Annotated in this window: 12 protein-coding genes; 7 read left to right on the top strand and 5 right to left on the bottom strand. The window is 64.1% G+C overall.

Annotated features, from left to right (window positions below):
* Positions 1–7: 7 nt before the first annotated feature.
* The 5 genes from fdh3B (at position 8) to NO357_RS19805 (ending at position 5,112) form a co-directional block, all read left to right on the top strand.
* Positions 8–604, top strand: a complete 597-nt coding sequence (fdh3B, locus tag NO357_RS19825) for a formate dehydrogenase FDH3 subunit beta (RefSeq protein WP_306737481.1) — start codon at positions 8–10, stop codon at positions 602–604.
* Between the two features lie 86 nt (positions 605–690).
* Complete coding sequence (locus NO357_RS19820) at positions 691–1,839, top strand: formate dehydrogenase subunit gamma (RefSeq protein ID WP_306737480.1); 1,149 nt, start codon at positions 691–693, stop codon at positions 1,837–1,839.
* Positions 1,836–2,480, top strand: coding sequence for a hypothetical protein (locus NO357_RS19815; protein ID WP_306737479.1), 645 nt, complete (start codon positions 1,836–1,838; stop codon positions 2,478–2,480). Before NO357_RS19820 ends, NO357_RS19815 begins: the two co-directional genes overlap by 4 nt.
* Positions 2,477–3,742 (top strand): (Fe-S)-binding protein, encoded by a 1,266-nt coding sequence (locus NO357_RS19810; RefSeq protein ID WP_306737478.1) that lies wholly within the window; start codon positions 2,477–2,479, stop codon positions 3,740–3,742. Before NO357_RS19815 ends, NO357_RS19810 begins: the two co-directional genes overlap by 4 nt.
* Before the next feature lie 437 nt (positions 3,743–4,179).
* The gene (locus tag NO357_RS19805; protein ID WP_306737477.1) at positions 4,180–5,112 is read left to right on the top strand and encodes a 2-hydroxyacid dehydrogenase; all 933 of its coding nucleotides are present in this window, start codon (positions 4,180–4,182) and stop codon (positions 5,110–5,112) included.
* Between the two features lie 137 nt (positions 5,113–5,249).
* Here the strand turns inward: NO357_RS19805 and NO357_RS19800 are convergent, their stop codons facing one another.
* Both NO357_RS19800 and NO357_RS19795 read right to left on the bottom strand, forming a co-directional pair.
* Positions 5,250–6,041, bottom strand: coding sequence for an SseB family protein (locus NO357_RS19800; protein ID WP_306737476.1), 792 nt, complete (start codon positions 6,039–6,041; stop codon positions 5,250–5,252).
* Positions 6,038–6,622, bottom strand: a complete 585-nt coding sequence (locus NO357_RS19795) for a uracil-DNA glycosylase family protein (RefSeq protein ID WP_306737475.1) — start codon at positions 6,620–6,622, stop codon at positions 6,038–6,040. The genes NO357_RS19800 and NO357_RS19795 overlap by 4 nt, the downstream gene beginning before the upstream one ends.
* A 95-nt stretch (positions 6,623–6,717) precedes the next feature.
* Between NO357_RS19795 and NO357_RS19790 the strand changes: the two genes are divergently transcribed.
* Together NO357_RS19790 and NO357_RS19785 are read left to right on the top strand one after the other, a co-directional pair.
* A complete protein-coding gene (locus NO357_RS19790; RefSeq protein ID WP_306737474.1) occupies positions 6,718–7,062 on the top strand; it encodes an ArsR/SmtB family transcription factor in 345 nt (114 codons plus the stop codon).
* Complete coding sequence (locus NO357_RS19785) at positions 7,055–8,083, top strand: permease (RefSeq protein ID WP_306737473.1); 1,029 nt, start codon at positions 7,055–7,057, stop codon at positions 8,081–8,083. The genes NO357_RS19790 and NO357_RS19785 overlap by 8 nt, the downstream gene beginning before the upstream one ends.
* A 7-nt stretch (positions 8,084–8,090) precedes the next feature.
* Here the strand turns inward: NO357_RS19785 and NO357_RS19780 are convergent, their stop codons facing one another.
* From NO357_RS19780 to NO357_RS19770, 3 genes are read right to left on the bottom strand one after another with little or no spacing between them, the layout of a single operon-like run.
* Positions 8,091–9,785, bottom strand: a complete 1,695-nt coding sequence (locus tag NO357_RS19780) for a Na(+)/H(+) antiporter subunit D (RefSeq protein WP_306737472.1) — start codon at positions 9,783–9,785, stop codon at positions 8,091–8,093.
* On the bottom strand, positions 9,778–10,125 hold the full coding sequence (locus NO357_RS19775) for a hypothetical protein (RefSeq protein ID WP_306737471.1): 348 nt from the start codon (positions 10,123–10,125) through the stop codon (positions 9,778–9,780). The genes NO357_RS19780 and NO357_RS19775 overlap by 8 nt, the downstream gene beginning before the upstream one ends.
* 11 nt (positions 10,126–10,136) lie before the next feature.
* On the bottom strand, positions 10,137–11,594 hold the full coding sequence (locus NO357_RS19770) for a proton-conducting transporter transmembrane domain-containing protein (RefSeq protein WP_306737470.1): 1,458 nt from the start codon (positions 11,592–11,594) through the stop codon (positions 10,137–10,139).

Genomic DNA, 11,594 nt, shown 5'->3' with positions numbered 1-11,594 from the left:
CCAAGATATGGCACGAGTAAAATTCCTCTGTGACGCCGAACGCTGCATCGAATGCAACGGCTGTGTCACGGCGTGCAAGAACGAGCACGAAGTGCCCTGGGGCATCAACCGTCGCCGGGTCGTGACGATCAATGACGGCACCCCGGGCGAACGCTCGATCTCGGTGGCCTGCATGCATTGTTCGGACGCGCCCTGCATGGCGGTGTGTCCCGTGGACTGCTTCTACTCCACCGAAGACGGTGTGGTGCTGCACTCCAAGGACCTTTGCATCGGCTGCGGCTACTGCTTCTACGCCTGCCCCTTCGGGGCGCCGCAGTACCCGCAGGCCGGCAACTTCGGCTCTCGCGGCAAGATGGACAAGTGCACCTTCTGCGCCGGTGGCCCCGAGGAAGACGGCTCCCAAGCCGAATTCCAGAAATACGGGCGCAACCGTCTTGCCGAAGGCAAGCTGCCGATCTGCGCCGAGATGTGCGCCACCAAGGCCCTGCTGGCGGGCGACGCCGACGACGTGTCGGATGTCTACCGCGAGCGCGTGGTCGCCCGCGGCTTCGGCTCGGGTGCCTGGGGCTGGGGCACGGCATATGGCCAGAAAAGCGGCGGCTGATCCCGCCATCTGAGCAAGCCTGACGGGGCGGGCCGCATCGACGCGGCCCGCATCCTGCACACCTGAGACAATCAGGGAAAAAGACAGTGAAAAATTTCCGACGCTTCATTCGCACCGCAGTTCTGCTGACCGGGGTCCTGATGCTTTCCGGCCTGCTGCTGGCCGATGCCGCACAGGCCCAGAGCTCGGTGCGCCCACCGGGCCAGGCCGCCCCACTTGAAGAAGACAGCGGCCCCTCGAACGCGCTGGGCGGCGCGTCCGATGCCGATATCTGGCGTCAGATCCGCGGTGCCGAGGACATGGGCGGCCCCGACCTGCCCGCTGCCCCCGGTCGCAACGTGCCGCTCTACGAAGACCTCATGCGCGAACTGCAAGGCGGGATCGCCGGCGGCACGTCCTCAACCGCGGCCAACTCGCGCCTCATCCAGATGCTGGGCGAAGACTGGCGCCACATCCGCCGCGACTACATCCTGCCCTATGCCGGCTGGGTGCTCGCCGGCGTGCTCGGGCTTTTGGTCGTGTTCCGCCTCATCCGCGGCAAGATCAGGATCGAGGCCGGCCGAAGCGGCAAGTATATCCCCCGCTTCTCGATGGCGCACCGCATCGCCCATTGGTATCTCGCCGCGAGCTTCATCATCATGGCGATCACCGGGCTGATCATCCTGCTCGGCCGCCCGCTGCTGGCCCCTTACATCGGCAAGGACGCCACCGCCATCATGGCCAGCGCCTCGCTGCAGGGCCACAACCTGTTCGGGCCGGTGTTCATCCTGGCGCTGCTGATCATGATTTTCCGCTTCATGAAGGGCAATTTTTTCCAGTGGGCGGATCTGAAATGGATCCTCAAAGGGGGCGGCCTGCTGGGCGGCCATGCCAGCTCGAACCACTACAATTTCGGTGAAAAGACCTGGTATTGGATCGTCGTCATCGTCGGTCTGATCATGAGCGCCACCGGCATGCTGCTGCTGTTCCCCTGGGTCACCGACGTGCTCGCCTGGCACCAGATTTCCACCGTGCTGCACGCCGGCGGCGCGATCCTGCTGATCGCCATCGCCCTGGGCCACGCCTATGTCGGCTCGATCGGCATGGAAGGCTCGATCGACTCGATGCTGCGCGGCGAGGTCGACGAGAACTGGGCCAAGGAACACCATGATCTCTGGTACGAGGAAGTGACCGGCAAGAAGGTCGACCATAAGACCGGCGCAATCGCACAGGCAAACCCGGAGGCCGCAGAATGACACTTCTCGAATTCGTCGAAGGCCCGTTCTTCTACTTCTCGGCAGCGGTCTTCATCGTCGCCGCCCTCTGGCGCCTCGTCGGTATCATCCGCATTGGCCGGAAGAAGGATATCGCCCCTGCCCGCGGCTCGGCCGTCACCGGTTTTTTCAAAGGCAACCTGCGCCACTTCTTCCCGCGCGGCCTGTTTGCCCAGCGCACCTGGATGCACCTGCTGGGCGGCTACGGCTTTCACCTCGGTCTGTTCGCGCTGCTCTTGTTTGCGGCGCCGCACATCGCCTTTGCCGAGCGTCTGTTCGGCATCGAGCTGTGGCCCGCCATGCCCCGCTGGGCGTTCATCATCGCGGCCGAGATCAGCTTCGCCGGCCTCATCGTCCTCTGGGTGCGTCGCTTCTCCGACCCGGTGATGCGGCTGATTTCCGACTGGGACGACCATGTCGGCAGCTGGCTCACCTTCCTGGTGATGCTGTCGGGCTGCCTTGCCCTGCAAGAGGCCCATGACAGCCTGCGCATCCTGCATATGGGGCTGGTGAACATCTGGCTGATCTACTTCCCGTTCAGCCGCCTGATGCACAGCTTCACCTTCTTCCTCTCCCGCGGGGCCACCGGCGCCGTATACGGCCGGAAAGGCATGAACCCATGACCGAAGCAGCCACCACCGCCGTCAACACCCTTCTGGCGCAGACCGACAGCGACATCGCCTCCTATCTCGAGGCCTGCGTCCATTGCGGCGAATGCGCCGAGGCCTGCCATTTCTACCAGGCCACGAAGGACCCGAAACACACGCCGACCTACAAGCTGCAACCGCTGGTCAAGGCCTACAAGCGCCACAAGGCGCCGTTGCGCGGGGTTCTGTCGATCCTCGGCCTCACCCCGCCGGAAGTGACCGAGGACGAACTGCGCGAGTGGGAGCCGCTGGTCTATGACAGCTGCACCATGTGCGGCCGCTGCACGCTGGTCTGCCCGATGGGCATCGACATCGCCGGCACCATCCGCAAGATGCGCGAAGGCTATGCCGCCGCCGGCATCGTGCCCGAAGGCCTGACCCGGGCGCGCGAGAATGTCGAACGCACCTCCAGCCCGATGGGCGTGACCGCCAAGGCGCTGCTGGCGCAGGTCAAACGCCAGAAAGCCGAAACCGGGCTCGAGATCCCGGTCGATCAGGACGGCGTCGACTACCTGGCAATCTTCTCCTCGCACGAGATCATGGCTTCGCCTGAAATCATCGGCGGTTACGCCAAGATCTTCAAGAAGGCGGGTGTCACCTGGACCCTGTCGACCGCGGCCTACGAGGCCACCAATGTCGGTGTCCAGATCGGCTTCGGCCCGCTGGCGCGCGACCTGGTGAAACGCATTGTCGACGAGGCCGAACGCCTGGGCGTGAAATACGTGATCGCCCCGGAATGCGGCCATGCCTATGGCGCCATCCGCTGGGCCGGGCCCAACCTGATCGGCCGCCCCTTCAAGTTCGAGGTCATCCACATCGTCGAACTACTCGACAAGCTGCGCCGCGAAGGCAAGATCCCCCCGGGCAAGAAAGACAGCCGCAAGATGACCCTGCACGACCCCTGTCAGCTCATCCGCCGCGGTGGCGTGCTGAAGGAACCGCGCCGGCTGCTCTCCGACAGCGCGTCGAATTTCGTCGAGATGAAAGGCGCCGGCATCGCCAACCTCTGTTGCGGCGGCGGCGGCGGCGTCTCCGCCAACGAGCGGGCCGAAGAACTTCGGCTCAAGGCGTTCGAACAGAAGCTCAAGCAGATCGACGATATCGGCGATATCGAGACCATCGTTATTCCCTGCGCCAACTGCCGCGGGGTGTTCGAGGACGGGCTCGACGAGTACGAATCCGACTACGAAGTAATCGGCCTGGGCGAGCTGGTGGCGGAAACCCTGAGAGAGGACTGAACCCGCCTCTCTGCAGCGCGCGCGACGCGACAGCCTCCGCCATCACCCGGCCCGGTCCGGCAGAGGCCGGATCGACAGGGAGGCCTCTGCCCCTACGACCGGGTGGGTCCTGGGGAGAGTGGCGGCATCGAACGCGCTGCGGAGTGCCATCCGAAGCTGGTCAGGTATCGGCTCCGATCACTCCGTGGCTATCCCGCACCGCCACCGAGCTGCCTCGCAATGGCCCCCTTCGCCGTGACCGCACGCTGCATTGACTAAATTTCCCTTAAGAATTGCCACACCGCGGCGCCAGACAGGTTGCCAGCCAACCTGCCAGCCAGGCTGCCATACCGTGGTTATTCCGCGGTGCAGCGCCGTTAACCGTCTCAACCGGTGGCTTGAAACTCCGTTAACGGCAGGCCACTCTGCGCCGCAACATCCCATCCGGAAGGCCCGACATGACCGTCAACATTCTCTTTGCTGCCCAACCCGATCGCTGGGCCGAATACCAAGCCCCACTCGGCGCTGCACTTGAAAAAACCGGCCTAAAGTTCTGTCTCACAACGGAAATTGCACCGGAAGAGGTCGACTACATCGTCTATGCACCGAATTCCGAACTGCAGGACTTCACCCCCTACGCCCGCGCCAAAGCGGTCCTCAATCTCTGGGCCGGGGTCGAGCATGTCGCCCCGAACCCGACCCTCAGGATTCCGCTGGCCCGCATGGTCGGTGGCGGTCTGACCGAAGGCATGGTCGAATGGGTCACCGGCCACACCCTGCGCCACCATCTCGGCATCGACGCCCATATCGTAAACCCTTCAAATCGCTGGGATCCCAAGGTCCCGCCGATGGCGGCGGACCGTCCCGTCACCATCCTCGGCCTGGGCGAGCTGGGCCTCGCCTGCGGCTGCGCCCTGACCAATCTCGGCTTCGCCGTCTCCGGCTGGTCGCGCACACCGAAAGTGGTTGCGGATATCACATGCCACCATGGCCATGACGGCCTCAAAACCGCTCTGCAAGGCGCTGAAATCGTGATCCTTCTGCTACCCAACACGCCTGCCACCGAGAACGTACTGAACGCCGACACTCTTGCCTTCATGGCGCCCGGGAGCTTCGTCATCAACCCTGGCCGTGGAACGCTGATTGACGACGACGCGCTCCTCGCCGCCCTCGATGCCGGCCACATCGCTCACGCCACGCTCGACGTCTTCCGCACCGAACCGCTGCCCGCTGATCACCCGTTCTGGGCGCATGAACGTGTCACCGTAACCCCTCATATCGCCAGTGAAACCCGCCCTGGCCCGGCCTCCGAGGTCATCGCCGAGAACATCCGCCGCGGCGAGGCGGGCGAACCGTTCCTGCATCTCGTCGATCGCGACGCCGGCTATTGAGCGCCGCCCGGCCGGCGACCCGATGAACACCCCGGCGGCGCCACCCTGCGACGCGGGCCCCGCCTTCGGTCCATCGCCGCATCGCAGCACGGACAGCGCCCGGCATGGCCCGCCGCGCGGACCGGTCCGTTAACCCGTCATTTAAGCTTCGGCGGTTTACTCGGGTCCATCCCCGGTGCGGCCCCCGGCACCTGCACCGCGTCCTCCGCCTCCGGTACGGGCAGGTCGAATCGCAGACCGACGTCCGCCAGCCGCGCTGCGATCATGCTGTCCTCCGGCCAGAAGGTCACGTCCAGCGTGCCCGCTTCGGCCCCCGAGAACACCAGCGCCTCACCGACCGCCTTGGCCAACGCCGCCTGAGCCCCCGGCGTCGCGTCCAGCACGGCCAGCAAATGGCCCGCGCGCCCGTCCACGTATCGCGCCCCGACCAGCCAGGCCTGCCGTGCCAGACCACCCGCCCGCGCCAGCTTGGCCTCCAGCGCTGTGACCAGCGTTTCGGGCAAGTCCGGTGGCACCAACGCCCTGACCCCGGCCCGATCCTCGTCCGGGCTCGTCTCCAGCATCTGCGCCAGCCAGTCCATCGCCGCCGCCGGTAACAGCACCGAAGACGGGGCGACATCGAGGTTGAGTCCCAACCCCAGCGCCTGTCCGCTCAGCATCCCGGCCAGTGCCCGCCCCGACAACGCCGCGTAAGGTGCTGTCTGTGCGGCGAAATCCACCAACCGCTCCTCACTGTCGAAGGCCAGCACGAACGTCGCGCCTTCCACCTCGAGGGTTCGCGGTTCGACCGCCTCGCCCTCCGGTTCACACTCCAGCAGCAGAAACAGCGTGGCGTCGGCCAGCGCATCGTAGAACCGCAGCCGCTCCGCATCATTGTCCGGTGCGGCCGTCATCGCGCCATGCGCCATGTCCAACGGCGTTTCGCTCATGCCAGCGCCTCTTCGATTGCCTGCCGCAGCGCCGGGACCACCTCTGCCTCGAACCACGGGTTTTTCTTCAGCCACCCGGTATTGCGCCACGAGGGATGCGGCAAGGCGAAAACGCCTTCCGGCAGGGCGCGCCATCGCTGCACCGTCTCCGACACCCCGGTTTTGACCCCGAGATGCCAACGATGGGCATAGCCGCCCACCAGGATCTTCAGCCGCAGTTTAGACAACGCCTGCATCACGCGGGGATGCCAGGTCTCCGAACAACGCCGCGGCGGCGGCAGGTCGCTGCCGTTCGAATCATAGCCCGGAAAACAGAACGCCATGGGAACCACTGCGAAACGTTTCCGGTCATAGAATGCCGTGCGGTCCACCCCCATCCAGGCGCGCAACCGGTCGCCCGAGGCGTCGTTGAACGGCAGACCCGTCTCATGCACCCGCATCCCCGGCGCCTGGCCCGCGACCAGCACCCGCGAGTCGGGCGAGAACCACACCACCGGTCGTGGCAAATGCGCGGTTTTGGTGCGGGCAAAATCACCGGCGCAGAGCCGGCAGGCCCGGATGTCCTCGGTCAGGTCCTGCATGACGGCAACCTACCCCAGACCGGCACGGAACCCAATATTTCAAAAATTCTCGAAATGACTGGACAGATACCGAACATTTCCATATTTCTCGAAACATGAAACAATCTGACCCCACCGATCTCAGCCTCGCTCTCGCGGCCTCGACCTTCGCCGCGCTCGGTTCCGAACAGCGCCTGTCGGTGCTGCGCCGTCTGGTCCGCGCCGGACCCGACGGGCTGACCATTGGTGAGCTTGGCCAGCGCACCGGAGTCACCGGTTCGACACTCACGCATCACATGAAAATCCTCACCCAGGCCGGGCTCGTCACCCAGACCCGCCAAGGCCGCCAGATCATCTGCGCCGCCGTGGCTTATGACGAGCTCAAGGCGTTGTCACAGTTCTTGCTGCGCGAATGCTGCGCCGATGCCGACACCTGCGACAAGGGCCACGACCATGACTGACATTTCCCAATCACCGCAGAAATTTACACTGAGAAAGATCGACAAGGCCTGGCTCGCCCTGGGGCTGATCCTGCTGGCCGTCTTGGTGCTCGACCCGCCGCAGTTCCTGCCGACAGTCAGCTTCGGCCTCGGCGCATTGCTGCACACCGCTCCCTTCATCGGTTTTGCCGTCCTGGCAGTGGCTTATCTCAAGGCAACCGGTGCCGAGAACCTGCTTGCCAAGGCGTTTGAGGGCCGCGAGGCGCGTATGATCGTGATGGCAGCGCTGCTCGGCGGGCTGTCGCCCTTCTGCTCGTGCGAGGTCATTCCCTTCATTGCCGCCTTGCTTGCCGTCGGCGCGCCGCTTTCGGCCGTGATGGCGTTCTGGCTGGCCTCGCCGCTGATGGACCCGGCGATGTTCGCCATCACCTCCGGCACGCTGGGTCTGGAATTCGCCACCGCCAAGACCCTTGCCGCCATTGGCATCGGCGCCTTGGGAGGCTTTGGCACGATGGCCCTGAAATCCTCCCCCGTCTTCGTCGACCCGCTGCGCGAAAAGCCAGCCGTAGGTGGTTGCTGCGGCGTCAAGAAACCGTTCTCCGGCCAGCCTCGATGGCAGTTCTGGGACGAGAGCGAACGCCGCACCGCCTTCCGCGACAGCTTCATCGAAAATGCTGTTTTCCTTCTGAAATGGTTGGCTCTGGCCTATGTGATCGAAGCGATCATGATCCACTACATCCCTGCCGACATGATCGCGGGCGTGCTGGGCGGCGAAGGATTGAAACCCATCTTCCTCGGCGCCATTGTCGGCGCACCGGCTTATCTCAACGGCTACGCCGCCGTGCCGCTGGTCGCGGGGCTCCTGGAACAAGGCATGGCGCCCGGCGCGGCGATGAGTTTCGTGATCGCCGGTGGTGTCAGCTGCATCCCCGCCGCCGTCGCCGTCTGGGCCCTGGTCAAACCGCGGGTCTTCGCCGCTTATATCGGCTATGCCGTACTGGGAGCGGTGCTGGCCGGGCTGGCCTGGGGCGCCTGGGTCTGAGCAGTGCTCAGCTGAGGAAACTCACCACCAGCGTCACGCCCAGCAGGATGGCGATCCACAGCACCATCGCGCCGGTTGGCCAGCTTTGCGCCAGCCGGCCCTCGGGACCGGTGGAATGCTGGAAGCGGTGGAAGATGCCGATCGCCCAACCGCTCAGCACCGATCCCAGATAGGCGCCGCTCGCTCCAGCCACGGCGCGCAGATAGCGCAGGATGGCCGGGCCGGCCTTGCGGTAGGTCCAGTCGAAATCGAGGTTCACCGATTTCAGCTCGGGCGGATAGATCCCGGTGCGCATCAGCACGGTAAAGGCCAGCGCCGAGAAGAACAGGAGCTGCAGCTGGGTGACAACGTGGGTGGTGGTATAGGGCTCGTATTTCACCTCATAGGGCAGCAGCGCGTAAAGCGGTTCCGGGTTGACCCCGATATAGACGCAGAAAAAAGCCGTGATCGCCATCGCCAGCAGCATATGCGGCGGCGCCTCCTTGGGGCGCTTGCCGCTGTCATGGGCGAAGAAAGCGAAATAGGGGATCTTGATGCCCGAATGGTGGAACACCCCGGCCGAGGCGAACAGCAGCACCGCCCAGACAATATAGTAATGCTCTTTGACCGAAGCCGACAGGATCAGCGACTTCGAGATGAAGCCTGAGAACAGCGGGAAGGCGCTGATCGAGGCCGCGCCGACAACGCAGAAAACCATGGTCAGCGGCATGGTCTTGTAAAGCCCACCCAGTTCCGAGCCCTTGGCGGTGCCGGTGCGGAACAGCACGGCGCCGACACTCATGAACAAAAGCGCCTTGTAGAGAATATGGGCGAAGGCATGCGCCGCCGTGCCATTGAGGGCCAGTTCGGTGCCGATGCCCACGCCGACCACCATGAACCCCAGCTGGTTGTTCAGGCTGTAGGCCAGAACTCGGCGCAGGTCGTTCTCGATCACCGCATAGAAGATCGGGAACAGCGTCATCGCCGCCCCGATATAGATCAGGATCTCAGTGCCGGCAAAACCACGGGCCAACGCATAGACCGCCAACTTGGTGGTAAAGGCCGACAGGATCACCGTGCCGGTAACGGTGGCCGCGGGATAGGCATCCTGCAACCAGTTATGTAGCAGCGGGAAGGCGCATTTGATCCCGAAGCTCAGGAAGATCAGCCATGTGGCGGGCGACCCCAGTTGCATACGTTCGAAAACAAAGTTTCCGGTTTCGGCGTGGTAGAGCACGGCGCCCGCCAGCAGGATCACGCCCGATCCGATCTGGATGATCAGATACCTCAGGCCGGTGTGATAAGCTCCTTCCGTGCGCCGCGCCCAGATCAGGAAGACCGAGGCGATCGCCGTGCCTTCCCAGAACAAGAAGAGCGTGATCAGATCGCCCGCCAGGACGGCACCGATAGCCGATCCGGAATAGATCAGCCCGGCCACCTGCTGCACCCGGTCGCGGACATGCCAAGCATAGAGATTGCCGAGAAAGGCAGCGAGGCAGAAGATCAACGCGAAGATGCGGCTGAGGCTGTCGATGCGCATGAACTCAAGCTCGAGCCCCATGAAACCAACCTGCGCCAGCATGCCCTCCGGTATGTTCCAGAGGATGATGCCCGCCAGCACCGGAACCGCCAGCAGCAGAAGGGCGCGCAAGTACTGCGGCAGGACCGGAAGGATCGCTGCTGCAAGGAAAAACAGCAGGGCGGTGGGCATCATCTCAGGCATCGTGCTCGGCCCTGTCCAGTTGGTCCTCGGGGTATTCCTCGGCCTCGACATCGCGCGGCGCATAGTAATCCTCGCGCCGCATCAGGATCACCCGCATCGCCTTGGCACAGATCACCAGCATCGCACACATGACAAAGCCATAGACGGCATAGAACCCGGGCAGTTCCTCGACGCCCAGATAGACATGCTTGTGGTAGAAGAAGTCGGCCAGGAACAGCGCCGCGCACAGACCATAAAGCGCATAAACGATACGGTTCACGTTGCGCCGGTTATCCAGCCAGAGCAGTCGCCGCCCGAGCCAGGGAAAGGCGTCGGTGTCTTCATGCTTGTCTTGGCTCATTTCCCCCTCCGTCATTTCGTCACCAGCGGCATCAGGAACGCCTGAAGCGCGCCGGCATAGAAAAACAGCACCAGACAACCCAGCGCGGTGATCAAGGGCGGCAGCCAGACCAGCAACCCGGCCTCGCCCCATTGGTCCTGCGTCTCGTTTCCGCGCAGGAAGAAGCCCTTGCCCACCAGCGGCAGCAGGTAAGCCACGTTCAGCAGAGACGACACCATCAGCACCCCGATCATCACCCACTCCTGGGTATCGGCGGCCCCCATGATCAACAGCCACTTGCTCCACGACCCTCCCAGCGGCGGCAGGCCGATGATCGACAGGGCCCCGATCAGGAAGGCGAAGAACGTCACCGGCATCGCCCGGCCCAGCCCGGTCATCTGGCTGATCTCGGTGCGATGCGTGGCGACATAGATCGAGCCCGCGCACATGAACAAAGTGATCTTGCCCATCGCGTGCATCGCGATATGCATGCCACCGCCGATCACCCCCATCGACGTTGCCAGCGCCATGCCCAGCGTGATGTAACTCAGCTGGCTGACCGTCGAATAGGCCAGCCGCGCCTTGAGGTTATCCTTGGTCAGCGCCACCACCGAGGCGGCGACAATCGAGAACGCGGCCAGCCACATCAGCCAGTCGCTGGCCCCCGTCTCGGCCAGGAAGTCGATTCCGAAGACATAGACGCCGACCTTCAGCATGGTGAAAACCCCGGCCTTCACCACCGCCACAGCGTGCAGCAGCGCCGATACCGGCGTCGGTGCCACCATCGCCGCCGGCAGCCAGCGGTGGAACGGCATCAACGCCGCCTTGCCGATGCCGAAGGCGTAGAGCCCCAGCAGAACCGGCACCATCATCCCTGCCACGTGACCTTCGAGAATGCCGCCCAGCTCGAAGTCCAGCGTCCCGGTCAAATTCCAGGTCCAGATCACCGCCACCAGCTGCAACCCGATCGACGTGCCGATGAGAATCCCCAGATAGGTCCGCGCCCCGCGAATGGCCTCGGGCGTACCCTTGTGCGCGACCAGCGGGTAGGTCGATACCGTCAGCAGTTCATAGAACAGGAACAACGTGAACATGTTGGCTGAAAAGGCCACGCCCATAGTGCTGGCGATCGCCAGTGAAAACGCCGCGAAGAACCGGGCGTGGTTCTTCTCCGAATTGCCGCGCATGTAGCCGATACCGTAGAGATGCGTGACGATCCACAAGCCCGATGCGATCAGCGCGAACATCAGGCCCAGCGGCTCGACATGGAAGGCAAGCTCGATCCCCGGCATCACCTCGCTCAGCACCATTTTTTCGGTCGTGCCGCTGCCTTCGTTACCCAGCACGACCAGCACGCAGAGGAAGGTCAGCACTGCGGCCGCGAGCGTCATGCCGTCACGCAGGTTGGGCCGGTCGCGCAGCAGCAGGTTCAGCACCATCGCCGCCGTTGGGATCAGCATCGAAAGCGCTATGGCCGTCCAGGTATCCAT

Source organism: Marimonas arenosa, from assembly GCF_030848945.1.
Lineage (GTDB): Bacteria > Pseudomonadota > Alphaproteobacteria > Rhodobacterales > Rhodobacteraceae > Marimonas > Marimonas arenosa.
The sequence above is the reverse complement of the archived record's forward strand: the minus strand, read 5'-3'. Positions and strand labels throughout refer to the sequence as shown.

Coding starts and splice junctions, on each gene's coding strand:
- NO357_RS19795 (WP_306737475.1), bottom strand. CDS start 6,622: ATGCAGGACCTGACCGAGGACATCCGGGCCTGCCGGCTCTGCGCCGGT.
- NO357_RS19785 (WP_306737473.1), top strand. CDS start 7,055: ATGACTGACATTTCCCAATCACCGCAGAAATTTACACTGAGAAAGATC.
- NO357_RS19790 (WP_306737474.1), top strand. CDS start 6,718: ATGAAACAATCTGACCCCACCGATCTCAGCCTCGCTCTCGCGGCCTCG.
- NO357_RS19810 (WP_306737478.1), top strand. CDS start 2,477: ATGACCGAAGCAGCCACCACCGCCGTCAACACCCTTCTGGCGCAGACC.
- NO357_RS19775 (WP_306737471.1), bottom strand. CDS start 10,125: ATGAGCCAAGACAAGCATGAAGACACCGACGCCTTTCCCTGGCTCGGG.
- NO357_RS19770 (WP_306737470.1), bottom strand. CDS start 11,594: ATGGATACCTGGACGGCCATAGCGCTTTCGATGCTGATCCCAACGGCG.
- fdh3B (WP_306737481.1), top strand. CDS start 8: ATGGCACGAGTAAAATTCCTCTGTGACGCCGAACGCTGCATCGAATGC.
- NO357_RS19780 (WP_306737472.1), bottom strand. CDS start 9,785: ATGCCTGAGATGATGCCCACCGCCCTGCTGTTTTTCCTTGCAGCAGCG.
- NO357_RS19800 (WP_306737476.1), bottom strand. CDS start 6,041: ATGAGCGAAACGCCGTTGGACATGGCGCATGGCGCGATGACGGCCGCA.
- NO357_RS19815 (WP_306737479.1), top strand. CDS start 1,836: ATGACACTTCTCGAATTCGTCGAAGGCCCGTTCTTCTACTTCTCGGCA.
- NO357_RS19805 (WP_306737477.1), top strand. CDS start 4,180: ATGACCGTCAACATTCTCTTTGCTGCCCAACCCGATCGCTGGGCCGAA.